15 protein-coding genes are annotated in these 24,119 nt (G+C 66.5%); 10 read left to right on the top strand and 5 right to left on the bottom strand.

Features of this window, described 5'->3' with window-relative positions; translation table 11 throughout:
- Positions 1 to 123 precede the first annotated feature (123 nt).
- The gene (locus tag ACZY08_RS25065; RefSeq protein ID WP_463747316.1) at positions 124 to 729 is read left to right on the top strand and encodes a TetR/AcrR family transcriptional regulator; all 606 of its coding nucleotides are present in this window, start codon (positions 124 to 126) and stop codon (positions 727 to 729) included.
- A gap of 75 nt (positions 730 to 804) precedes the next feature.
- On the opposite strand, the gene ACZY08_RS25060 is transcribed toward ACZY08_RS25065, so the two are convergent.
- Both ACZY08_RS25060 and ACZY08_RS25055 read right to left on the bottom strand, forming a co-directional pair.
- Entirely contained in the window at positions 805 to 1,950 is a 1,146-nt protein-coding gene (locus tag ACZY08_RS25060) for a thiolase family protein (RefSeq protein WP_463747501.1), read from the bottom strand.
- Positions 1,947 to 2,384 carry a Zn-ribbon domain-containing OB-fold protein gene (locus ACZY08_RS25055; RefSeq protein ID WP_463747315.1) on the bottom strand — a complete coding sequence of 146 codons (438 nt, stop codon included), beginning with the start codon at positions 2,382 to 2,384 and terminating at the stop codon, positions 1,947 to 1,949. The genes ACZY08_RS25060 and ACZY08_RS25055 overlap by 4 nt, the downstream gene beginning before the upstream one ends.
- A gap of 99 nt (positions 2,385 to 2,483) precedes the next feature.
- Here ACZY08_RS25055 and ACZY08_RS25050 point away from each other — a divergent pair, with 99 nt between their 5' ends.
- Positions 2,484 to 3,011, top strand: a complete 528-nt coding sequence (locus ACZY08_RS25050) for a VOC family protein (RefSeq protein WP_463747314.1) — start codon at positions 2,484 to 2,486, stop codon at positions 3,009 to 3,011.
- 119 nt (positions 3,012 to 3,130) lie between these two features.
- On the opposite strand, the gene ACZY08_RS25045 is transcribed toward ACZY08_RS25050, so the two are convergent.
- Positions 3,131 to 3,847 carry an enoyl-CoA hydratase/isomerase family protein gene (locus ACZY08_RS25045; RefSeq protein WP_463747313.1) on the bottom strand — a complete coding sequence of 239 codons (717 nt, stop codon included), beginning with the start codon at positions 3,845 to 3,847 and terminating at the stop codon, positions 3,131 to 3,133.
- A gap of 58 nt (positions 3,848 to 3,905) precedes the next feature.
- Between ACZY08_RS25045 and ACZY08_RS25040 the strand changes: the two genes are divergently transcribed.
- The 5 genes from ACZY08_RS25040 to ACZY08_RS25020 all read left to right on the top strand — a co-directional run bounded on the left by ACZY08_RS25040 (position 3,906) and on the right by ACZY08_RS25020 (position 9,967).
- Positions 3,906 to 5,447, top strand: coding sequence for an AMP-binding protein (locus ACZY08_RS25040; protein ID WP_463747312.1), 1,542 nt, complete (start codon positions 3,906 to 3,908; stop codon positions 5,445 to 5,447).
- A 79-nt stretch (positions 5,448 to 5,526) separates the two neighbouring features.
- On the top strand, positions 5,527 to 6,717 hold the full coding sequence (locus ACZY08_RS25035) for an amidohydrolase family protein (RefSeq protein WP_463747311.1): 1,191 nt from the start codon (positions 5,527 to 5,529) through the stop codon (positions 6,715 to 6,717).
- A gap of 39 nt (positions 6,718 to 6,756) precedes the next feature.
- Positions 6,757 to 8,274, top strand: a complete 1,518-nt coding sequence (locus ACZY08_RS25030; RefSeq protein ID WP_463747310.1) for a FadD3 family acyl-CoA ligase — start codon at positions 6,757 to 6,759, stop codon at positions 8,272 to 8,274.
- A gap of 143 nt (positions 8,275 to 8,417) precedes the next feature.
- Positions 8,418 to 9,296, top strand: a complete 879-nt coding sequence (locus ACZY08_RS25025; protein WP_463747309.1) for a hypothetical protein — start codon at positions 8,418 to 8,420, stop codon at positions 9,294 to 9,296.
- Positions 9,293 to 9,967: a twin-arginine translocation pathway signal gene (locus ACZY08_RS25020; protein WP_463747308.1), complete on the top strand. Its 675-nt coding sequence runs from the start codon at positions 9,293 to 9,295 to the stop codon at positions 9,965 to 9,967. Before ACZY08_RS25025 ends, ACZY08_RS25020 begins: the two co-directional genes overlap by 4 nt.
- A gap of 136 nt (positions 9,968 to 10,103) precedes the next feature.
- On the opposite strand, the gene ACZY08_RS25015 is transcribed toward ACZY08_RS25020, so the two are convergent.
- Positions 10,104 to 10,691: an AfsR/SARP family transcriptional regulator gene (locus ACZY08_RS25015; RefSeq protein ID WP_463747307.1), complete on the bottom strand. Its 588-nt coding sequence runs from the start codon at positions 10,689 to 10,691 to the stop codon at positions 10,104 to 10,106.
- A gap of 202 nt (positions 10,692 to 10,893) precedes the next feature.
- Here ACZY08_RS25015 and ACZY08_RS25010 point away from each other — a divergent pair, with 202 nt between their 5' ends.
- On the top strand, positions 10,894 to 12,114 hold the full coding sequence (locus ACZY08_RS25010) for a low temperature requirement protein A (protein WP_463747306.1): 1,221 nt from the start codon (positions 10,894 to 10,896) through the stop codon (positions 12,112 to 12,114).
- Here the strand turns inward: ACZY08_RS25010 and ACZY08_RS25005 are convergent.
- Positions 12,099 to 13,367, bottom strand: coding sequence for an MFS transporter (locus ACZY08_RS25005; RefSeq protein ID WP_463747305.1), 1,269 nt, complete (start codon positions 13,365 to 13,367; stop codon positions 12,099 to 12,101). The genes ACZY08_RS25010 and ACZY08_RS25005 overlap by 16 nt on opposite strands.
- 318 nt (positions 13,368 to 13,685) lie before the next feature.
- Here ACZY08_RS25005 and ACZY08_RS25000 point away from each other — a divergent pair, with 318 nt between their 5' ends.
- Complete coding sequence (locus tag ACZY08_RS25000) at positions 13,686 to 14,297, top strand: MerR family transcriptional regulator (protein WP_463747304.1); 612 nt, start codon at positions 13,686 to 13,688, stop codon at positions 14,295 to 14,297.
- Positions 14,298 to 14,849: 552 nt separating this feature from the next.
- On the top strand, positions 14,850 to 24,101 hold the full coding sequence (locus ACZY08_RS24995; RefSeq protein ID WP_463747303.1) for a fatty acid synthase subunit beta domain-containing protein: 9,252 nt from the start codon (positions 14,850 to 14,852) through the stop codon (positions 24,099 to 24,101).
- The last annotated feature ends 18 nt before the right edge of the window (positions 24,102 to 24,119 follow it).

Raw genomic sequence — 24,119 nt, 5'->3', positions numbered from 1 at the left:
ATTTTCGAAAATTGCTGAGCACCTGCTTAGCATGTCGGTAGAGTCGTGGTCAAGGTCACGAGGCTGGGGGAAAGTTACGATCAGCCAGACATTGTCGGGGGCAAGCCGTAAGGAGGGTCGGGTATGGCATCGGCGCGAAGGATCGGGGCGCCGGACGCGAAGAACCGGATCGTGCTGCTCGATGCTGCCGAGCAGCTGATGATCGAGGAAGGGTACGTCGCGGTCACGTCCCGCCGGGTGGCCGAGCGGGCCGGTCTCAAGCCCCAGTTGGTGCACTACTACTTCCGCACCATGGACGACCTGTTTCTGGCGGTGTTCGTGCGGCGTGCCGAAGAGGGATTGGTCGCGCAGGCCGAGGCCCTGAAATCGCCGCAGCCGCTGTGGGCGTTGTGGCGGTTCTCCATCGATCCCAGCGCTACGCGCCTGACGATGGAGATGACCGGGTTGGCCAACCACCGCAAGGTGTTGCGGGCCGAGATCGGCCGTTACGCCGAGATGTTCCGCGACGCCGAGACGAAGGCGATAGAGGGGGCGTTGCGCCGGTACGGCGTCGACGCCTCCGAGGTGCCGCCGATCGTGTGGACATTCATCGCGGCCAGCGTGTCGCGCGTGATGGTCATGGAGCAGGCCCTGGGCATGACGTCGGGGCACACCGAGGTACTGCAGTTCTGTGAGGACTGGCTGCGACGCCTGGAAGGTGAGCCGCAGCCGCTGGAACTGCCGGCCTGACATCCCCGCGAGCAGACGCAAACTTGCCCTGATTCCTCTGGAAATGGGCCAGTTTGCGTCTGCTCGCGCAGGGATCTAGAGCGACAAGATGGTGGCCGAGGCGGTGCCCGGCGCGCCGTAGACCTGGGCCAGGCCGACCCGTGGATTGCCCGGCACCTGACGATCGCCGGCCTCGCCGCGCAACTGACGCACGAGCTCGTGCATCTGGCGCAGGCCCGAGGCGCCGATCGGCTCGCCGTTGGCGATCAGGCCGCCGTCGGTGTTGACCGGCATCGTGCCGTTGATCTCCGTCGCGCCTTCGAGGAGCAGCTTCTCCTGGTCGCCGTCGGCGCACAGTCCCGTTTCGGCCATGTGGATCACCTCGGCGCCGGCGTCGGTGTCCTGCAGTTGAGCGATGTCGACGTCTTCCGGGCCGATGCCTGCGGCTTCGTAGGCGGCCTTGGCCGCGTACACCGTCGGCGAGGGATCCTCGTCGAGCGGAGCGGAGGTGCCGTGCACCTCGTAGGCGCCGAAGGTGCGCGTGCGGATCTCGCTGGCCCGCACGTACACCGGTTTGTCGGTGAATTTGTGCGCGATGTCGGCACGGCACATGATCACTGCAGCGGCGCCCTCGTCCGGTGCGCAGAACATGTACTGCCGCAGCGGATAGTTCAGCACCGGTGAGGCCATGATCTCCTCGACCGAGATCTCCTTGCGCCGGAACGCATTCGGGTTCAGTTCACCGTTGCGGAAGTTCTTGTTGGCCACCCGCGCCAGCGTCTCCTCGGAGATGTTGTGCTTGTGGATGTAATGGTTGGCCTTCATCCCGAAGAACTTGGTGGTGACGAACTGGCCGTTCTCGGCATACCACTGCGGCAGAGCGAGTTTGGCCGGGTCGTCGGTGAACGCGCCACGCGGGTGCTTGTCCAGGCCGATCGCGATCCCGATGTCGTACTTGCCCAACCGGATGGTGTCGGCGGTCTGCTGAATGGCGCTGGCGGCGGTGGCACAGGCGTTGAACACGTTGGTGAACGTGATGCCGGTCAGTCCGACCAGGCGGGTGACCGCATCCGGATTGGACACCTCATAGCTGCCGCCGAACCCGAACTGGATGTCCTTCCATTCCAGGCCCGCATCTTCGAGCGCGAATTGGATTGCCTCGGCACCCATCTGCATCGCGGTCTTGTCGAAGCGGCCGAACGGGTGCAGGCCGACGCCGATGATGGCTACGTCGTTCATCAGGCTCCTACGGGTGCGAAGGCAAAGGTGACGATCTCGTTGCCGTCTTCATCGGTGGTGAACGGGATCATGGTGAGTTCGACGTCCATGCCGAATTGCAATTTGGCCGGGTCGTTTTCGGTGAGGCGGCCTTCGACGCGCAGGACGGGTCCGGTGTCGTCGGCGAGTTCGATCAGACCGACGCCGAAGGGGACGAAGGCTTTTCCGGTGGGTCCCTTGTAGGGGGCGCCGGGTGGGAAGCCCTGGGTGGTCCAGGCGATGACGGTGCCGCGCCGGGGTAGGCGCCTCTCTTCGGTGTTGCCGCCGGAGCATTTGGGGCAGCGGGCCTGGGCCGGGAACGTGGTGGCCGTGCAGTCGGTGCAGCGGCTGCCGATCAGCTGGGGTTCGGCGTCGGGCCATGTCGAAATCTCGGGCGCCAGAGCAATCTGTGTTGACACGTCGCTGACGATAACTGGAAATGCAATTCTCGTCTAGTGAGAACCGACTGTCGATGGGCTCTCGTGGGCAGTTCAGACGGGCTACTGAATGGAGGCGGCGTGAGCGAGGTTCTACCGGGGGAGGTCCGCCAGATCGGGTACGTGGTCACCGACCTGGACGACGCGATATCGGGCTGGCTGAAGATGGGTGTGGGCCCGTGGTTCGTCATCCGCAACCTGCCGCAGCGCGTGACGTACCGGGGCGCGCCCTGCGAGGTGAAACTATCTCTGGCGTTGTCGAACAGCGGTGACCTGCAGGTCGAGCTGATCCAACAACTCGATCACACGCCGAGCATCTTCACCGAGTTTCTCGCCGGCGCCGGCGCAGGCGGGGGATTTCACCAACTTGCTTATTGGACAGACGATTTCGATGCGGCGATGGATAAACTACGCGAAGCCGGCTGGCCGCAGGTGTGGTCCGGCGGGGAAGGTGAGGGCGTTCGATTCGCCTACTTCGAGCCGCCGACGGGTGCCACGATCGTCGAGATCATGGAGTTGACCGAGGCCTCCGCCGGCATGGCTGGCCACGTGCGTGAACAGGCTGCCGGCTGGGACGGCAGTGATCCGATCCGGGAGTTGGGTGGCTGACTCGGCCGGGCGATCTCCCCGCCGCCGAAACAGCATTCCAGCAGGCTGGTACTCGAATTCTTCCTGACGGAATGCCGTTTCGGCGACTGGCGGGGCGGCGCTGCGGCGCTGCGGCGGGGCTACTTGCCTTTGTTCATCACCTTGTCCGCGGCGGCCCAGTGCTCGTCTGAGCACCAGAGCCGGGCGAAGGCGGACACGGCCTCGGTGGTCGGCACCCCGTTGATGACCCGCTTGACCTCACCGGCCTGACGCCTGGCCAGCAACTGCGCCGTCGAGCGCCAGGTCTCGGCGAACTCGGCGCGGGGAACCACCTGGTCGATCAGGCCGAGCTGCTCGGCCTCACGGGCGCCGAGGATGCGACCGGTTCCGGCCAGCAGCAGTGCCCGGCTGCGGCCGACGAGCGTGGCCAGCCGCTCGGCCCCACCCCAGGCCGGCATGATCGCCAGGGCCACCTGGTTGAAGCCGATCTTGATGTCGTCCGCGGCGATTCGGATGTCTGCTGCCACCGCCACCTCGGCCCCGCCGCCCAGGGCATGTCCGTTCAGTGCCGCGATGACGGGTCCGTCGAAACCGGCGATGCGGTCGCAGATCGTGCGCATCCGCCAGGCCATCTCGGAAGCCTCGAGCTCGGTGCGCAGGGCGGCCAGTTCCTTTAGGTCGCCCCCCGAGACGAAGGCACGGTCACCGCCGCCGGTGATCGCCAGGGCGGACGCGCCGGCTGCACCGTCCAACGCCTTGTTGAGCGCATCCATGGTGTCAAGCGAGATGGCATTGCGTGCCTGTGGCCGGTCGATCGTGATGATCGCCAGTTCGCCGTCGATTTCGAGGTCGACCATCAAACGTTCTCCAGTTCCGGGATTGGCATTCTCGTTTGATGAGAATAACATCACCGTTGTGCGCGACATCCCTGTTGAGCTGACCAAACGGTACGTCGAAGAAGGCTGGTGGCGACCGGAAACCCTGGGCCAGATGCTGGCAGACGGGCTGGCCGCCAGCCCGGGGGCCGCGTTCCATGTCCATTCCGCGATACGCCCGTACCAGGGCACCTTCGGCGAGGTCGAGCACATCGCCCGGCGCCTCGCTGCCGGGCTTCGAGAGCGCGGCGTCGGGCCCGGTGACGTCGTGGCATTGCAGTTGCCCAACTGGATGGAGGCCGCGGTCGCGTTCTGGGCCTCGGCCTTCCTCGGTGCGGTGACGGTGCCGATCGTGCACTTCTACGGGCGCAAGGAACTCGGCCACATCATGGCCACGGCCAAGCCGAAGGTGTTCATCACCACCGAGCAATTCGGCCGGATGAAGTTCGAGCCGGATCTGTGCGCCGACGTCCCGATCGTCGGCCTGGTCGGGCAAGATTCATATACCGAACTGCTTGCCGACGAGCCGATGCGGGGCACCCTGACCGCCGATCCGGCTGCGCCGGCCCTGATCGCCTTCACTTCCGGAACCACCCGCGATCCCAAAGGCGTCATCCACAGTCATCAGACGCTGGGCTTCGAGACCCGCCAACTGCTGGAGAACTACCCGCCCAACCGTGGCCGTCAACTCACGGCCACGCCCGTCGGGCACTTCATCGGCATGGTCGGCGCCTTCCTGATCCCCGTGCTGGAGGGCGCACCGATCGACCTGTGCGATGTCTGGGATCCCGGCAAGGTCCTGGAGTTGATCGAACGCGACGAACTGTCCATCGGTGGCGGGCCGCCCTACTTCGTCACCAGCCTGATGGACCATCCGCAGTTCAACGAGCGCCATCTGGCGCGGTTCACCACCGTCGGCCTGGGCGGCTCGACGGTGCCCGCGGCTGTCACCCGGCGGCTTGCCGATCTGGGCCTCTTCGTCTTCCGTTCCTACGGCAGCACCGAACATCCGTCGATCACCGGATCGGGCGCAGGGGCGCCTGAGGCGAAGCGCCTGTACACCGACGGCAATGTGCGTCCCGGTGTGGAGATCCGGCTCGGGCCGGACGGCGAGATCTTCAGCCGTGGACCGGATCTGTGCCTCGGCTATACCGACGACGCCCTCACCGCAAAGCATTTCGACGACGACGGCTGGTATCGCACCGGCGACATCGGCGTGCTGGACGACGATGGGTATCTGACCATCACCGACCGCACCACCGACCTCATCATCCGCGGCGGCGAGAACATCAGCGCACTCGAGGTGGAGGAGGTGCTCCTCGGGCTGCCGGATGTGATCGAGGCGATCGTGGTGGCGGCTCCCGACGCGCGGTTGGGTGAGCGGGTGGCCGCGGCCCTCCGGGTGCGCGACGGCGGCACGATGCCCACCCTCGATCAGGTCCGGGCGCATTTCGAGTCCAGCGGGGTGGCCCGGCAGAAGTGGCCGGAAGAGCTACATCAGGCCGAAGATTTTCCCCGCACGGCCAGCGGCAAGGTCCAGAAGTTCGTCATCCGTCAGCAGATTGCTGAAATCGCCCGCTGAGCAGCCCTTCGGGCGGGCGGGGCATTGCGGCGGCTAACAAGTGAGAATATGATTCTCTCGAATTGCAAAGGAGTTTTCCATGGGACAACTGTCGCACAGGGTCGACATTCCGTTTCCGCTGTTCGACGCGGACAACCACCTCTACGAGCCGCCCGAGGCGCTGACGACGTACCTCCCCAAGGAGTACAAGGACATCGTCCAGTACGTCGAGATCAACGGGCGCACCAAGATCGCCATCAAGGGCCAGATCAGTAACTACATTCCGAACCCCACGTTCTCGCATGTCGCCAAGCCCGGCGCCTGGGAGGAGTACTTCAAGTTCGGCAACCCGGACGGCAAGAGCAAGCGCGAGCTTTTCGGCGAGCCGATGAAGTCCATCCCGGCCTTCTTCGAGCCGGCTCCGCGCCTCGAGTTGATGGATGAGCTGGGCCTCGACCGCAGCCTGATGTTCCCGACGCTGGCCAGCCTGATCGAGGAGCGGCTCCGCGACGACCCGGTCGCCATCCACGTCATCATCCACTCGCTGAACCAGTGGCTGGACGAGGTCTGGGGCTTCAATTACAAGAACCGCATCTTCACCACCCCGGTGATCACCTTGCCCCTCGTCGACAAGGCCATCGAGGAACTGGAGTGGGCGGTCAAGCGCGGTGCGCGGGCCATCCTGGTCCGGCCGGCCCCGGTGCCCGGCTTCCGCGGTCCGCGCTCGTTCGCATTGCCGGAGTTCGATCCGTTCTGGCAGAAGTGCGTCGAGTACGACGTCTTCGTCGGCATGCACTCCAGCGACAGCGGCTACTCGCGCTACACCTCGGAGTGGGACGGCGCGGCGCAGGAGATGCTGCCGTTCCAGACCAACGCGATGTCGATCCTCAACGAGTGGCGCCCGATCCAGGATGCCGTGGCCTCGTGGGTGATTCACGGCGCGCTGTTCCGTTTCCCGACGCTGAAGGTCGGCATTGTCGAGGCCGGCTCGAAGTGGATGTTCCCGCTGCTGGACTCCATGGCCGAGGTCTACAAGAAGGCCCCCGAGGCCTTCCTGGGCAACCCGATCGAGGAGATCAAGAACCGCATCTACGTCAGCCCCTTCTACGAAGAGGGCATCGACGAGCTGATCAACCTGATCGGCGTGGACCAGGTGCTCTACGGTTCCGACTGGCCGCACCCCGAGGGCCTGGCCGAGCCGACCCACTACGTGACCGCGCTTGAGCACCTCGCTGTCGAGGACCAGGCCAAGATCATGGGTGGGAACCTCGGTCGCCTCGTCACGACCTAAGGGGCCGGACGCATCGAACAGCAGCAGACCATCCCCGGGATGGTCTTGAGTGCAGCGGACCGTTTCGGCGACACGGAGGCGGTCGTCGACTATGGCGACAATTCAGCCGGGGTCGACTATGGCGACAATTCGGCTGGTGTCGACGGTCCGCTGCGCCTGTCTTTCACCGAACTCGGCGAGCGCATCCGGAAAGCCTCGGGTGCGTTCGCCGAGTTCGGCGTCGTCAAGGGGGACCGGGTCGCGGTCTGGGCCCCCAATTCGGCCGAGTGGATCATCGCGGCGTTCGGGATCATGGCCGCCGGTGGCATCCTGGTCCCGGTCAACACCCGCTTCAAGGCCGAAGAGGCCGCCGATGTGGTGGCGCGCAGCGGCGCCAAGGCGGTGATGATCCAAAACGGTTTCCTCGGGCAGGATTTCACGTTTTCCGAGACGGCTCTCGATGTCCCCACCATCGATCTGAAGTCGGACTTCCTGAGTAGTGGGAGCCCGTTGAGTCAGGGCCGCGTAGACGAGTTGGAGCCCACCGACATCGCCGACGTCATCTTCACCTCGGGCACCACCGGCAGGCCCAAGGGCGCGATGATGAACCATCGCCAGACGCTGCAGGCTTACGAGGAGTGGGCCACGCTGGCGGATCTGCGCGAGGGTGATCGCTATCTGATGATCAACCCGTACTTCCACACCTTCGGGTTGAAGGCAGGGTTGGTGGCGTCGTTCCTGCGCGGTGCGACCATGCTGCCGGTCGCAGTGTTCGACGTCGACAATGTCGTGGAACTCATTGAGCGTGAACGCATCACGATGCTGCCGGGCCCGCCGACGCTGTATCACTCGCTGCTGGCCGTCGCCGAGCGTGACCGGCTGGCGACGCTGCGCGCGGGGGTTACCGGTGCTGCCGACATCCCGGTGGAGTTGGTGCGACGCATCCGCGAGGAGTTGCCGTTCCAGACGCTGATGACCGGTTACGGCCTTACCGAGGCAGGCAACGTCACGTTGTCACGGCCCGGTGACTCGGCCGAGGAGGTGGCCACCACGGCCGGACTTCCGTGCGAGGACGTCGAGGTGCGCATTGCCGACGACGCCGAGGTGCTGGTGCGCGGCTACAACGTGATGCAGGGCTATCTGGACGATCCGGCGGCCACCGCGGAGGCGATCGACCCCGACGGTTGGCTGCACACCGGAGATCTCGGCGAGTTCACCGAATCCGGCCGGCTACGGATCGTCGGACGCAAGAAGGACATGTTCATCGTCGGCGGCTTCAATGCCTACCCGGCCGAGATCGAGGGATTCCTGCTGGAGCATCCGGCGATAGCGCAGGTTGCCGTCATCGGTGTCGCCGATGAGCGGATGGGACAGGTCGGCAAGGCGTTCGTGGTGCTGCGGGACGAGCCCGGGGTCTCGGCTGTTGTTGCCGAGGATCTCATTGCCTGGAGCCGCGAGCGTATGGCTGGCTACAAAGTGCCCCGGTATGTCGAGTTCCTCGACGAACTGCCGCTCAATGCCACCGGCAAGGTGATGAAGAACCAGCTTGAGGCGCGGATGACTGCCAGTCCGGGCTAAGTGAACGCACAGCACGTAAACATCATTTCCGCAGGTAAATGGCGGTTTAAGCGCCTGCTGTCGATGATGTACTCTCGGGTCACTACCGCAAACTGATAACGTAATTCTCGTTAAGCAGGCTGCTGAACGGACAGGAGGTCGGCATGCCGTCCCGCAAGCCTTCGTCGCCGGTACTCGATACTAGCGAAGATGACGCGTCGCCAGGCGACGCATTGGAATCGGCCGAGCTGGCCGAAGCCGAGGCCGCAGAGGCCGAGGCCGCCGCGGCTGCCGCCCGGGCCCGGGCCCGCGCCATTCGGCTGCGGAACCAGGCGGCCGCTGACAAGGACGCCGCCACCACGACCGCGGCCGACGACCCCGCCGATACCAAAGACTCCGACACCGAAGACTCCGATACCCACGAGGTCACCGACACCACCGGCGCCGATGCAGAGGCGGGGGCCGTCGAGGCCGAGCCGCTCGACGGCTCCGAGCCGGAGACAGCGGGAGAAGTCGGGGCCACGTCGTCCCGCCGGCTACCGCGGGTGCAGGTATCGCGCCTGTTCTGGAAGGTACTGGCGAGCTGTCTGACGATCATCCTCATCGCCGGGCTGCTCACCCTGAGCGGGCTGATGATCTGGCACCACCGGCAGGCCGAGCATCGTCAGCAGTTGGCGGCCGAATACACCGCCGCTGCCCGCCAGACCGTCGTGACGCTCATGTCGCTGGATTTCAACCACGCTCAGGACGCCGTCAAGAACATTCTCGACAACTCGACGGGCGAGTTCCGGGAGGATTTCGAAGGGCAGTCGAAAGACTTCGTCAAGCTGGCCCAGGACGCGAAGGTGGTGACGGAGGCGAAAGTGACCGCCGCTGCCGTGGACACCATGAGCGATGACAACGCCGTCGTTCTGGTCGCCGTCAATACCCAGGTCACCAACACCACAGGCGCCAACAAGCAACCGCGGCCGTGGCGGGTGGCCGTCGACTTGGTCCGTGAAGGCGACCAGATCAAGCTGTCGAAAGTCGAGTTCGTGCCGTGACCGTGGATATCAAGAAGACCGAGAACGAAGAGACCGAGACGGCAGTCGAGATCGAAGGCACCGAGACGGCAGTCGAGATCGACAGCGCCGACGAAGCCGGCGATCAGGACGCCACCGAGGCCGATCTGGCCGAGGACGTCACCGCCACCGCGGCCGACGAGCCCGCAACAGGGTGGCGCCGGAACTTGATGAAGCTGTGGTTCCCGCTGGCACTGGCCGTGGCGCTGATCGCGTCGGCTGCGCTGGCCGGATGGCTGTACTTTGCGCAGTACCGCGACGACCAGGAGACCGGTCAGGCGGCGTCGGCGACGGTGCTCAAGGCTGCGAGCGATGGCACCGTGGCCCTGCTGAGCTATGCGCCGGACAGTCTCGACCGGGACTTCTCGGCAGCCAAGTCGCACCTGACCGGCGATTTCCTGTCGTACTACACCCAGTTCACCCAGGAGATCGTCGCCCCGGCCGCCAAGCAGAAATCGGTCAAGACCAGCGCGGCAGTGGTGCGCTCGGCTGTTTCGGAGATCCATCCCGATTCAGCGGTGGCGCTGGTGTTCGTCAACCAGGCCACGACGAGTGCCGAGAACCCCAACGGGAGCTTCACCGCCAGCGCGGTCAAAGTGGGGATGAGCAAGATCGACGGCAACTGGTTGATCTCGTCATTCGACCCGGTGTAGCTGAGACCTTCAACCGAACCGCGTCAGTCCTGAGCGTGCCGCTCGTACGCCCACCGCTCGAGCCACGTCTGCAGCTGGTGTACCGCAAACGCGGTCGCCGCTGCGCTGACCACTACGAGGCCGAGCAGTAACGTACTCACGGCCGACACCCCGCATTGTCGCTGTGGTGGCGACCCCCGCGAGATGTGGGACGGAGCGCAGAGCCCGGGACCGCGTAGTGCGTCACCTGCCTCGGCACGACACTGTCGGGGGTGTCCAGGACGGCCTGCTGGATGGCGCGGTAGCGGTCACGCTCGGCGACGCACCAGGAATCGGTCCAGCCTTCGAGCAGGTCACCGCTGCGCACCAGCCGGTGCAGGTTCGGATGGGTACCCGCAGGTGCCGGTCGTCCTTCGATCACGGCCATCGCCTCGTGCAAGGCGACCGCCTCATGCCAGTCGACCGTCACGTCGGGCGCCAGGCTGACGTACTGGTGCTGCACCACGAGCAACGCGTCGGCGCCCACCGGTCGCAATCGCCACAGCGCAGAACGCAGCGAGGACACCGCCTTGTCCGCAGGGCTACCCGGCCACAGCAGGTCGCAGACCCAGCTGCGGTGCAGCTCGCGACGCTTCACGGCGGCAAGTGCCACCAACCGGCGACACGAGGGTGGCAACACCAGCGGTTCCATGTCTCGGTACACGGCGAACTCGCCCAGGAGATTCAGCCTGAATTGCTTGTACATATACGCATCCTCGAGGGCGGCCGGAGCCCTGACATCAGTAGTGCACTACTCGTATTTCGGTGAGTTTCTGCCACCACGCCGTCGGCAATCCACGGTCCGGCGTCCCAATGAGATGGAATTGCGGGAAACGAGGCGACAAAGGGGACATACCAGGTTGAACGAGATCACGCCCCGTCCGGTTCAAGCACACCGCCTGAGCCGGATGTCCGGACGCGACCCGCACGAGCAGCACCGGGTGGCGAGTCCGTTGGAATTGCTGTTCGACCTGACGTTCGTGATCGCCTTCGGGGTGGCTGCCGCGCAGTTCGCGCATCTGATGGCCGAGGGCCATATGTCGGCCGGGCTCGTCGCCTTCGCCTTCGCTGCGTTCGCGATCTGGTGGGCATGGATGAACTTCACCTGGTTCGCCTCCGCCTACGACACCGACGACTGGGTCTACCGGGTGATGACGATGCTGCAGATGGTCGGCGTCATCATCCTCTCGCTCGGCATACCGGCGATGTTCGCCTCCGTCGACCACGGTGGGCACGTCGACAACTCGGTGCTGGTGGCCGGCTACGTGGTGATGCGAATTGCATTGGTGGGGCAGTGGTTACGGGCTGCCGCGCAAGATCCGCAACATCGGTCCGCCTGCCTGACGTACGCGTGTGCGGTCGTTGTCGCCCAGATCGGCTGGATAGTCCAGATCTTCGTTCAGGTCTCGGTCCCGGTCTTCTTCGTCACCGCCCTGGGGTTGGTGATAGTGGAGATCAGCGGACCGCTGCTGGCCGAGCGGCGCATGGGAGGCACGCCGTGGCATGCCCACCACGTGGCCGAGCGATACGGGTTGCTCGCGATCATCGCGCTGGGCGAAGGCGTGGTCGGCACCGTGGCGTCTTTGACGGCGGCAGTGGGGGAGCACGGCTGGTCCACCGATGCCATCCTGCTGGTAGCGGCCGGAACCGGCCTGACCTTCGGTATGTGGTGGGTGTATTTCCTGATTCCGGCCGGTGAGTTGCTGCACGCCAGGCGTCAGCTGTCGTTCTGGTACGGCTACCTGCACCTGGCGGTGTTCGGTGCGATCGTGGCCACCGGAGCGGGACTGCACGTGGCGGCCTACTACATCGAGGATCAGTCGAAGCTGGATTCCGTCGGCACCGTGCTGGCGGTGGCGATTCCGGTGGGCATCTACCTGCTCTCGATGTTCGTCATCTACTCATGTCTGGTGGGAGAGGTCGATCTGCTCCACGCACTGTTGCTGGCGCTGGCAGGGGCCGCGCTCGCCGCCGCAGTGGCGCTGGCCGCACACGGGATGTCGATGGCGCTGTGTCTGTTGGTGGTCACCGCGGCTCCGGTGGTGGTCGTCGTCGGGTTCGAGGCCGTCGGCCACCGGCATGCGGCGGCGATCGTCGACCGGCGTCTGGACATTCACCGACCCGGGTGAGTCTCGAAGCTCTCCAACAGCATTCGTTCCTGCTCGGCCGCGAGCAGGCGGCGCGTCTTGTGGCGGGTGATCAGGATTCCGATGGTGGCCAAGATCCACACCGCATACTGCACTGACCAGGCCACGCGGAAGGACGCGAACGAGTAGCTGTCCGTTCCGGACAGGATCAGACCCATGGCCTGCATCACCAGCAGTGCGGCCAGGAAACCGCCCATGTTCACCATGCCCTGCGCGGTACCGAGGGTGTGGCTCGGATTGAAGGTGCGGGCGAAGTCGAAGCCGACCATCGATCCGGGACCGCCCACCGAGATGACGACGATGAGTGCCACCAACAACCACACCGGCGCCGGACCGGGCAAGGCCAGCACCACGGTCCACACCAATGCATTGCTGGCGATGATCCAGAGCACCAGGCGTGACCGGCGGTGTGGATGGCGCCCGGTGAATATGCCGATCATGATCCCAGCCGAGATCGCGGCCACCACCGAGACGGTCAGCAGCGTGCCCGCGGCCGTCTCCGAAAGTCCCTGCGCGACGGTGAGATAGGGCACTCCCCACATCAACGCGAACACCGTCACCGAGAACTGGGTGCCCATGTGCGTGAAGAACCCGAGCCTGGTACCGGGTCGCAGCCAGACGGTCCTGATGCGAGACAGGGTGGTGTGCAGTGAGATCGGCTCGGACGTCATCGCCGACCCGTGTGGCGTGTTGCGGATCAGGGCCAGCGCCAACACGATTACCACAAGCCCGAATGCAGCGACCGACAGATAGGCGGGCGTCCAACCCTTTCCGGTGAGGATCGCCAGGAAAGGGACCGCGGACAGCACCTGGCCGAGCTGACCGCAGATGCCCGTCAACTGAGCCACCAAGGGGACCCGAGCCGGCTCGAACCAATAGGGCACCAGGCGGAGAACCGAGATGAAGGTCAGTGCGTCGCCAAGACCGACGATGGCGCGTGCGCCGATGGCCGCGGGTAGTGACTCGCTGAGCGCGAGCACCAATTGCCCGGCTGTCATCAGCGCCGCACCGCAGACGATGAGCAGGCGGGAACCGAAGCGGTCCAACAGCAGTCCGGCGGGAACCTGGGCCGCGGCGTAGACGATCACTTGCAACACGACGAACGTGGACAGCACACCGGGGCTTGCGGCAAATCTATCGGCGGCCTGCAGCCCCGAGACGCCGAGGGTGGTGCGGTCGAGAACGGCGATGATGTACGCGAGTAGTCCGGTGGCCCAAACGATCCAGGGACGCACGCGGGCACCTTTCGTCAAATGTGATTCGTGGGGCAGAGGTACATGCTCTCTCACCGTAGGCGGCGAAGCGACCAGAGTTCTCTGTGGCGGATGTGAATTTCGCCTCCGGGCCGGCTTTAGAGCGATTCATCGAGTTGGCTGAAACTGCACTCTCATGTATCAGGTAAGGGGAGCAGGTTGGCATATCCGCAGATGATCGCGTTATCGGCCAAATGCGGGGACGGCTGAATGCTGTAGCTGCGAATTCGCTCGCAACATTAACCGGGGAGTAGGGTGTCGGCATGAATCGCTGTTCAAACCGACGCGGGGGACGCCGGCTTGGTTGAGTACCGCCTTGAAGACCTGGCGCGCATTTCCGGCGTCAGCACTCGTAATATCCGCGCCTATCGTGAACGCGGCTTGCTCGATTCGCCGCGCCGCGTCGGGCGCTCGGCGTATTACGGTGAGCGGCACCTTGATCAGCTGACAGCGATCAGCCAGCTACTGGCCAAGGGTTTCAACTCGGCGCATATCGCCGAGTTCTTCGCCGCCTTGCGCGGCGGCAAGGATCTGTCCGACGCCTTGGGGCTCCAGGCCTCGGGCTGGTTCCGGCCGACGGCGCTGGCATTGAACGTCGACCCGGCCGGCGACGACGTCCAAGCGCTCGTCGAGTTCGGGTTGGTGCGCGTCGTGGACGACTCCGTCGAGGTGACAGATCCGGCGTTGGTCGCGCTCGTCGGTGACGCGGAGGACCATCGGCGCGTCGTCCGCAGCATGGCCCATGTCTGCCGGGCCACCGGCGTGGCGATCGATCACCTGGCCGAGTCGGTCGCTGCTGCGGTGGCCGAGTGTCGGGGCGGCGCTCCGGATGCCGGTCTGCCCGAGCTGGCCCGGGCAGTGGTCTCGGCCAGGGTGGACCGGGCCCTGCGTGCCGGCGTGGCCGCCGAGTAGACCGACCGCCAGGGCTGAATAGTTACCGACGGGTAAGATATTCCAGCAAACTTTTGGCTCGGACTGGCAGGATTCGCTAGACAGAATCGGCCCGATTGTCTGCTGGTTCACACTCGGTTCGCGGGCCCGGATGTGGCGAAAAATTTAGATAACGATTCGATAACAATACTGCCTTGATCTGCGCAGTTGTGGCTACTCGACCGTAACCACCTGCCAACAGGACGTTTGTCCCGAATGTCTTCGGGCGCCACTCGACGCGGCGTTACGTTACCGGCGGTTACCCATGCGTAGAACTCGCCAGTAACCAATCTGGACGGAAAAAGCCCACTGCCTCTTATGACACTCTTAGTACGGCGGGAATGTGAGTGGCGCCGTCCGGAGGGCTCCGGCGACACCGCGTTCCTCACCTGATTCGACGCTGAATCGCCGTTGGCTTGTCGCCGGGCAGCCACAACCGCCCAGACATGCAGACAGATACCTGAGACCGCACGCGACAGCCACACGCGACACCATTCACCGCAGAACCGCAGCAGCACCGAGGAGATAGCGCCAGTGACGATCTATGAACACGACCGGGTGTCCGCCGGTCGCAACGACGACTCAGGATCCGACGGTCGGCAGGCTGACTCCACCCACGCCCTGGTCGATCGGCTGAGCGCCGGTGAGCCCTACGCAGTCGCCTTCGGCGGTCAGGGCAGCGCCTGGCTGGAGACTCTCGAGGAGTTGGTGTCCTCGGCCGGTATCGAGGCCGAATTGGCGACCCTGGCCGGAGAGGCCGAGCTGCTGCTCGAGCCGGTCGCCGCCGAGCTCGTGGTCGTCCGGCCCATCGGCTTCGAGCCCCTGCAGTGGGTCCGCGCGCTGGCCGCCGAGGAGCCGGTGCCGTCCGACAAGCAGCTGACCTCCGCCGCTGTCTCGGTCCCGGGCGTCCTCCTCACCCAGATCGCCGCAGTGCGGGCGCTGGCCCGCCAGGGCATGGACCTGGCCGCAACCCCGCCGGTGGCCGTCGCCGGGCATTCTCAGGGCGTACTGGGCGTCGAGACACTGGCCGCCAAGGGTGCCAAGGACGTGCAGCTGCTGGCGCTGGCGCAGCTGATCGGTGCAGCGGGCACCCTGGTCGCGCGTCGCCGCGGGATCACCGTGCTCGGCGACCGCCCGCCGATGGTGTCGGTGACCAATGCCGAGCCCGAGCGCATCTACGAGCTGCTCGAAGAGTTCAGCCAGGACGTGCGCACCGTGCTGCCCCCGGTGCTGTCCATCCGCAACGGACGGCGCTCTGTTGTGATCACCGGCACACCCGAGCAGCTGTCGCGGTTCGAGCTGTACTGCAACCAGATCGCTGAGAAGGAAGAGGCCGAGCGCAAGAGCAAAGTCCGCGGCGGCGCCGTCTTCGCCCCGGTCTTCGACCCGGTGCAGGTCGAGGTCGGTTTCCACACGCCGCGTCTGGCCGACGGGATCGACATCGTCGCCCGTTGGGCAGAGGCCGTCGGCATCGACGTCAAGCTGGCCCGTGAGATGACCGAGGCCATTCTGGTCAGCCAGGTGGACTGGGTCGACGAGATCACCGAGATCAGCGACGCCGGAGCTCGATGGATTCTTGACCTCGGTCCCGGCGACATCCTGACCCGCCTGACCGCCCCGGTGGTCCGCGGACTCGGCATCGGAATCGTTCCCGCTGCAACCCGCGGTGGCCAGCGCAACCTGTTCACCATCGGCGCGGTGCCGGAGGTGGCCCGTCCGTGGTCCAGCTACGCCCCGACGGTCGTCAGCCTGCCGGACGGATCGGTCAAGCTCTCGACCAAGTTCACCCGGCTCACCGGACGCTCGCCGATCCTGCTGGCCGGTATGACCCCCACCACAGTGGACGCCAAGATCGTCGCGGCCGCAGCAAACGCCGGCCATTGGGCCGAACTCGCCGGTGGCGGACAGGTCACCGAGCCGATCTTCAACGATCGCATCGCCGAGTTGGGTGAGCTGCTGGAGCCCGGCCGGGCCATCCAGTTCAATACTTTGTTCCTCGATCCCTACCTGTGGAAGCTTCAGGTCGGTGGCAAGCGCCTGGTGCAGCGCGCCCGCCAGTCCGGTGCGCCGATCGACGGCGTCATCGTCAGCGCCGGTATCCCGGACCTCGAAGAGGCCGTCGAGCTGATCGGTGAACTCAACGATCTCGGTATCAGCCACGTGGTGTTCAAGCCGGGCACTGTCGAGCAGATCCGCTCGGTCATCCGAATCGCGGCCGAGGTGCCCACCAAGCCGGTGATCGTCCACATCGAAGGCGGCCGCGCCGGTGGCCACCACTCGTGGGAAGACCTCGACGACCTCCTGCTGGCCACCTATTCGGAGCTGCGCAGCCGGTCCAACATCACCATCTGCGTCGGCGGCGGCATCGGCACCCCCGAACGTTCGGCCGAGTACCTGTCCGGCCGCTGGTCGGCCGCCCACGGTTACCCGCTGATGCCGATCGACGGCATCCTGGTGGGCACCGCCGCGATGGCCACCCTCGAGGCCACCACGAGCCCGCAGGTCAAGCAGCTGCTGGTGGACACCAAGGGCACCGACACCTGGGTGGGTGCCGGCAAGGCCTCGGGCGGCATGGCGTCCGGACGCAGCCAGCTCGGCGCCGACATCCACGAGATCGACAACGCCGCATCGCGTTGTGGCCGGCTGCTCGACGAGGTGGCCGGCGACGCCGACGCCGTCGCCGCGCGCCGCGACGAGATCATCGCCGCGATGGCCAACACCGCCAAGCCGTACTTCGGTGATGTCGCCGACATGACCTACCTGCAGTGGTTGCGCCGCTACATCGAACTGTCCATCGGCGAGGGCAACAGCACCGCCGACACCAAGCGCGACCACTCACCGTGGCTCGACGTCACCTGGCGCGACCGCTTCGAGCAGATGCTCAAGCGTGCCGAAGCACGTTTGCACGCAAAGGATTTCGGCGCCATCGAGACGCTGTTCGACGCCTCCGGCGACGGCGAGGCGCTGCTGGAGGACCCGAAGGCCGCGCTGGCCGCGCTGGTCTCGGCCTACCCGGACGCCGCATCGGTGCAGCTGCACCCGGCCGATGTGCCGTTCTTCGTCGAGCTGTGCAAGACGCTGGGCAAGCCCGTCAACTTCGTTCCGGTGATCGACAAGGACGTGCGCCGCTGGTGGCGCAGCGATTCGCTGTGGCAGGCCCACGACGCGCGCTACGACGCCGATCAGGTCTGCGTCATCCCCGGCACCGAGGCCGTCGCCGGCATCACGCGCGTCGACGAGCCCGTCGGTGAGCTGCTGGACCGCTTCGAACAGACCGCCGTCGACCAGGCGTTGGCTGCCGGCGCTCAGCCGCAGGCCGTGCTGTCACGCCGCCAGGGCCGCGACGACGTGACCGGTCCGCTGGCCGTTCTGCTCGATGCCCCTGACGTGTTGTGGGCCGGTCGCACCTCGGTCAACCCGGTGCACCGGATCGCCCCTGCCAACGAGTGGTTGGTCCGCGAAGGATCGGCGAAGCGTTCCGCTTCCCATCCGTCCACCGGGGCCCGGCTTGAGGTTGCCGACGACCAGCATGTGCTGCTGTCGGTGCCACTGTCGGGGACCTGGATCGAGATCCGGTTCACCCTGACGGAGGCCATCCGCAGCGGTGGCGCACCGGTCGTCGAGGTCGCCGATGCCGCGACCGCCATGCGGTCGGTGCTCGCCATCGCCGCGGGTGTGGACGGTCCCGACGCACTGCCGTCGGTCGTCGACGGGACCGCCAAGGTCACCGTCGCCTGGAACCCCGAGCAGGTCGCCGACCACACCGGTGTCACTGCCACCTTCGGTGCCCCGCTGGCGCCGACCCTCACCGTCGTCCCCGACGCGCTCGTCGGTCGCTGCTGGCCCGCGGTGTTCGCCGCGATCGGCTCCGCCGCCACCGACTCCGGATTCCCGGTCGTCGAAGGTCTGCTGAGCCTGGTGCATCTGGACCACGCCGCTCACCTGTTGGCTGCTTTGCCGACCGAGCCTGCCGAATTGACCGTCACCGCAACAGCTTCGGCTGCCACCGACACCGAGGTGGGCCGGGTTGTCCCGGTCAACGTAACGGTGCGTGCCTCCGACGGCACCGAGTTGGCCAAGCTGGAGGAGCGGTTCGCGATCCGCGGCCGTACCGGCGAGGCCGAGCTGACCGATCCGGTTCGCGCCGGCGGCGCGATCTCGGACAACGCCACCGACACCCCGCGTCGCCGCCGGCGCGACATCACCGTCGGCGCACCCGTGGACATGCGGCCGTTCGCCGTGGTGTCCGGTGACCACAACCCGATCCACACCGACCGGGCGGCCGCGCTGCTGGCCGGTCTGGAATCGCCGATCGTGCACGGCATGTGGCTGTCGGCCGCAGCGCAGCACGTCGTGACCGCCACCGACGGCAAGCCGGTTCCGCCGGCCAAGCTGGTCGGCTGGACCGCCCGCTTCCTGGGCATGGTCAAGCCGGGCGATGAGGTGGACTTCCGCGTCGACCGAGTCGGAATCGATGTCGGCGCAGAGGTTGTCGAGGTTCAGGCCCGCATCGGCACCGAGCTGGTGATGGCCGCCACCGCACGCCTCGCGGCACCCAAGACCGTCTACGCGTTCCCCGGCCAGGGCATCCAGTCCAAGGGCATGGGCATGGAGGTACGGGCCCGGTCCAAGGCCGCGCGCAAGGTGTGGGACAAGGCCGACAAGTTCACCCGCGAGACGCTGGGCTTCTCGGTGCTGCACGTGGTTCGCGACAACCCGACGTCGCTGATCGCCTCCGGTGTGCACTACGAGCACCCCGAGGGCGTGCTGTACCTGACCCAGTTCACCCAGGTCGCCATGGCCACCACAGCTGCGGCCCAGGTTGCCGAGATGCGTGAGCAGGGCGCGTTCGTCGAGGGCGCGATCGCTTGCGGTCACTCCGTCGGTGAGTACACCGCGCTGGCCTGTGTGTCCGGCGTCATCGAACTCGAAGGTCTGCTGGAGGCGGTGTTCCACCGCGGCTCCAAGATGCACGACATCGTGCCGCGCGACGAGCGGGGTCGGTCCAATTACCGGCTCGCCGCCATCCGGCCGTCGCAGATCGACCTCGCCGACGACGACGTCGAGGACTTCGTCGCCGAAATCGCCGAGCGCACAGGTGAATTCCTGCAGATCGTCAACTTCAACCTGCGCGGTTCGCAGTACGCGATCGCCGGAACCGTGCGCGGCCTGGAAGCGCTGGAGGAAGAGGTCGAGCGTCGTCGCGAGATCAGCGGCGGCAAGCGCTCGTTCATCCTGGTGCCCGGCATCGACGTGCCGTTCCACTCCAGCGTGCTGCGGGTGGGTGTCGACGACTTCCGGCGCAGCCTCGAGCGGGTTCTGCCCCGCGACCGGGACCCGGAGCTCGTCGTCGGGCGCTATGTCCCGAACCTGGTGCCCCGGCCCTTCACACTGGACCGCGACTTCATTCAGGAGATCCGCGACCTGGTGCCGGCCGAGCCGCTCGACGAAATTCTCGCCGACTACGACACCTGGCGTAACGAGAAGCCCAGGGAGTTGATGCGCAAGGTCGTCATCGAGTTGCTGGCTTGGCAGTTCGCCAGCCCGGTGCGCTGGATCGAGACCCAGGACCTGCTGTTCATCGAGGAGGCCGCCGGCGGACTCGGCGTGGAGCGGTTCGTCGAGATCGGCGTGAAGAACGCGCCGACGGTCGCCGGCCTGGCCACCAACACGCTCAAGCTCCCCGAATTCGCCCACAGCACCGTCGAGGTGCTCAACGCCGAGCGCGATGCCGCGGTGCTCTTCGCCAGCGACACCGATCCGGAGCCTGAGCCTGATATCGAGGAAAGCCCAGCACCGGCTTCCGCAGAATCCGAGGCCGCTCCGGCTGCCGCGGCAGCCCCCGCCCCGGCCGCTCCTTCCGGCGGGCCCCGCCCCGACGACCTGGCTTTCGACGCAGCGGATGCCACCGTCGGCCTGATCGCATTGAGCGCCAAGATGCGCATCGACCAGATCGAGGGGCTGGACTCCATCGAGTCGATCACCGACGGTGCGTCCTCACGCCGCAACCAGCTGCTGGTAGACCTCGGCTCCGAGCTGAACCTCGGCGCCATCGATGGTGCCGCCGAAGCAGATCTGGGTGCGCTCAAGGGACAGGTCAGCAAGCTGGCCCGCACCTACAAGCCGTTCGGCCCGGTGCTCTCGGACGCCATCAACGATCAGCTGCGCACCGTGTTCGGTCCGTCGGGTAAGCGCCCGGCCTACATCGCCGAGCGCGTCACCAAGACCTGGGAGCTGGGTCCGGGCTGGGCCAAGCACGTCACCGTCGAGGTGGCACTGGGCACCCGTGAGGGCAGCAGCGTGCGTGGCGGCGACCTGGGTGCCCTGCACCCAGGCGCGCTGGCGAGTGCCGCCGACGTCGACAAGGTCATCGATGCTGCGGTGGTCGCGGTGGGCGCCCGCCAGGGTGTGCCGGTGAGCCTGCCCTCGGCCGGCGGTGCCGGGGCCGGCGGCGTGGTGGATTCGGCCGCGCTGAACGAGTTCGCCGAGAAGGTCACCGGTCCCGACGGCGTGCTGGCCTCGGCCGCGCGCCTGGTGCTGGGCCAGCTCGGCCTGGACGCTCCGGTCGGTGCCCCCGAGGCTGCGACCGACGCCGAGCTGATCGACCTGGTCACCACCGAACTCGGTTCGGACTGGCCGCGATTGGTGGCTCCGGCGTTCGACGCCAAGAAGGCCGTCGTGTTCGACGACCGCTGGGCCAGCGCCCGTGAGGACCTGGTCAAGCTGTGGCTGGCCGACGAGGGCGAGATCGACGCCGATTGGCAGCGCCTGTCGGAGCGGTTCGAAGGTGCCGGACATGTCGTTGCCACGCAGGCGAATTGGTGGCAAGGCAAGGCTCTGGCCGCCGGGCGCACCATCCATGCCTCGCTGTTCGGTCGCATCGCGGCCGGTGCGGAGAACCCTGGCAAGGGCCGCTACAGCAACGAGGTCGCAGTGGTGACCGGTGCGTCGAAGGGCTCCATCGCCTCGTCGGTCGTCGGGCAGCTGCTCGACGGCGGTGCCACCGTCGTCGCCACCACCTCGCGTCTGGACGACGACCGGCTCGCGTTCTACAAGAAGCTGTACCGCGAGAACGCCCGTTTCGGCGCCACCCTGTGGGTGGTCCCGGCCAACATGGCGTCCTACTCCGACATCGACAAGCTGGTCGAATGGGTCGGTAGTGAGCAGATCGAAAGCCTTGGGCCGCAATCGATCCACCTCAAGGATGCGCAGACCCCGACGCTGCTGTTCCCGTTCGCCGCACCGCGTGTGGCCGGGGACCTCTCGGAGGCGGGTTCACGCTCCGAGATGGAGATGAAGGTCCTGCTGTGGGCCGTGCAGCGGCTCATCGGTGGCCTGTCGACGATCGGCGCCGAGCGTGACATCGCCTCGCGCCTGCACGTGGTGCTGCCGGGCTCGCCCAACCGCGGCATGTTCGGTGGCGACGGTGCCTACGGCGAAGCGAAGTCGGCGCTCGACGCGTTGGTGACCCGCTGGAGCGCGGAGTCCTCATGGGCCGAGCGGGTCAGCTTGGCGCACGCACTCATCGGCTGGACCAAGGGCACCGGGCTGATGGGGCACAACGATGCCATCGTCAGCGCGGTGGAAGAGGCCGGTGTCACCACCTACAGCACCGCGGAGATGGCGGCCATGCTGCTGAACCTCTGCACGGTGGAGTCGAAGGTGGCTGCGGCTAGTTCTCCGATCAAGGTGGATCTGACCGGTGGTCTCGGCGACGTCAAGATCGACATGGCCGAGCTGGCCGCCAAGGCTCGCGAGGACATGTCAAGTGCGGCAGCCGAGTCCGAGGAGGAGGACGAGACTGGTGTCCTGGCGGCCCTGCCGTCCCCGCCGCGCGGACACAATCCGGCGCCCGCGCCGGAGTGGGCCGACCTCGATGTCGATCCGGCCGATCTGGTGGTCATCGTCGGTGGTGCCGAGCTCGGGCCGTACGGCTCGTCGCGCACCCGCTTCGAGATGGAGGTCTCCGGCGAGTTGTCGGCGGCCGGCGTGCTGGAGCTGGCCTGGACGACCGGTCTGGTCAAGTGGGAAGACGATCCCAAGGCCGGCTGGTACGACACCGAGACCGGTGAGCTGGTGCCCGAATCGGAGATCGTAGAGCGCTACCACGACGCTGTCGTAGAGCGTTGCGGCATCCGCGAATTCGTGGACGACGGCGCGATCGACCCCGATCACGCCTCGCCGCTGCTGGTCAGCGTGTTCCTGGACAAGGACTTCAGCTTCGTCGTGTCCAGCGAGGCCGACGCCCGGGCGTTCGTGTCCTTCGACCCCGAGCACACGGTGGCCCTGCCGGTACCGGATTCCGGCGACTGGCAGGTGATCCGTAAGGCGGGCACCGAGATTCGGGTTCCGCGCAAGACCAAGCTATCGCGCACGGTCGGCGCCCAGATCCCCACCGGGTTCGACCCGACGGTGTGGGGCATCACCCCGGACATGGCCAATTCCATCGACCGGGTGGCGCTGTGGAACATCGTCGCGACCGTGGATGCGTTCCTGTCCTCGGGCTTCACCCCGACCGAGCTGATGCGTTGGGTGCACCCGAGCCTCGTGGCCTCCACACAGGGCACCGGCATGGGCGGCATGACCTCGATGCAGACCATGTACCACGGCAACCTGCTGGGTAAGGCCAAGCCGAACGACATCCTGCAGGAGGTGCTGCCGAACGTTGTTGCGGCACACGTCATGCAGTCCTACGTCGGCGGCTACGGCGCCATGGTCCACCCGGTGGGTGCCTGCGCCACCGCGGCCGTCTCGGTCGAGGAGGGGGTCGACAAGATCCGTCTCGGTAAGGCCGACCTGGTGGTGGCCGGCGGCTTCGACGACCTGACCCTGGAAGCCATCATCGGCTTCGGTGACATGGCGGCCACCGCCGACACCGAGATGATGCGTGCCAAGGGCATCAGCGATTCGAAGTTCTCCCGCGCCAACGACCGTCGTCGTCTCGGCTTCCTGGAGGCACAGGGCGGTGGCACCATCCTGCTGGCCCGCGGTGACCTGGCCGTCAAGATGGGCCTGCCGGTGCTGGCTGTCGTCGGTTACGCGCAGAGCTTCGCCGACGGTGTGCACACCTCGATCCCGGCTCCCGGACTCGGTGCTCTCGGCGCCGGCCGTGGCGGCAAGGATTCGCAGCTGGCCCGTTCGCTGGCCAAGCTGGGTGTGGGCGCCGACGACATCGCGGTGATCTCCAAGCACGACACCTCGACACTGGCCAACGATCCCAACGAGACCGAGCTGCACGAGCGGCTGGCGGACTCGATGGGCCGCTCGCAGGGCGCGCCGCTCTTCATCGTCAGCCAGAAGACGCTGACCGGTCACGCCAAGGGTGGCGCGGCGGTGTTCCAGATGATGGGCCTGTGCCAGATCCTGCGCGACGGCGTCATCCCGCCGAACCGCAGCCTGGACTGCGTGGACGACGAGCTGGCCACCTCAGGCCACTTCGTCTGGGTGCGCGAGGCTCTCGACCTGCGCGGGAAGTTCCCGCTCAAGGCCGGTCTGGTCACCAGCCTCGGGTTCGGCCACGTGTCGGGTCTGGTTGCCCTGGTGCACCCGGAGGCGTTCATCGCGGCGCTGGATCCGGCCGAGCGCGACGATTACCGCAAGCGTGCCGAGCAGCGCACGCTGGCTGGTCAGCGCCGGTTGGCCGGGGCGATCGCCGGTGGGCGTCCGATGTACGAGAAGCCCGCCGATCGCCGGTTCGACCACGATGTACCGGAGAAGCGTCAGGAAGCCGCGATGTTGCTGAATGCCGACGCCCGACTCGGTGACGACGATCTGTATGTGCGGTGACGGCGTGCACGGAGAGGT

Source organism: Mycobacterium sp. IDUB_9 (assembly GCF_055419505.1).
This window is presented reverse-complemented; position numbering and strand designations above follow the sequence as displayed.

What these genes read in the sequence shown, in the direction of transcription:
- ACZY08_RS25010 (WP_463747306.1), top strand. Translation starts at nt 10,894, where the DNA reads ATGTCCGGACGCGACCCGCACGAGCAGCACCGGGTGGCGAGTCCGTTG.
- ACZY08_RS25025 (WP_463747309.1), top strand. Translation starts at nt 8,418, where the DNA reads ATGCCGTCCCGCAAGCCTTCGTCGCCGGTACTCGATACTAGCGAAGAT.
- ACZY08_RS25015 (WP_463747307.1), bottom strand. Translation starts at nt 10,691, where the DNA reads ATGTACAAGCAATTCAGGCTGAATCTCCTGGGCGAGTTCGCCGTGTAC.
- ACZY08_RS25030 (WP_463747310.1), top strand. Translation starts at nt 6,757, where the DNA reads ATGGTCTTGAGTGCAGCGGACCGTTTCGGCGACACGGAGGCGGTCGTC.
- ACZY08_RS25065 (WP_463747316.1), top strand. Translation starts at nt 124, where the DNA reads ATGGCATCGGCGCGAAGGATCGGGGCGCCGGACGCGAAGAACCGGATC.
- ACZY08_RS25045 (WP_463747313.1), bottom strand. Translation starts at nt 3,847, where the DNA reads ATGGTCGACCTCGAAATCGACGGCGAACTGGCGATCATCACGATCGAC.
- ACZY08_RS25035 (WP_463747311.1), top strand. Translation starts at nt 5,527, where the DNA reads ATGGGACAACTGTCGCACAGGGTCGACATTCCGTTTCCGCTGTTCGAC.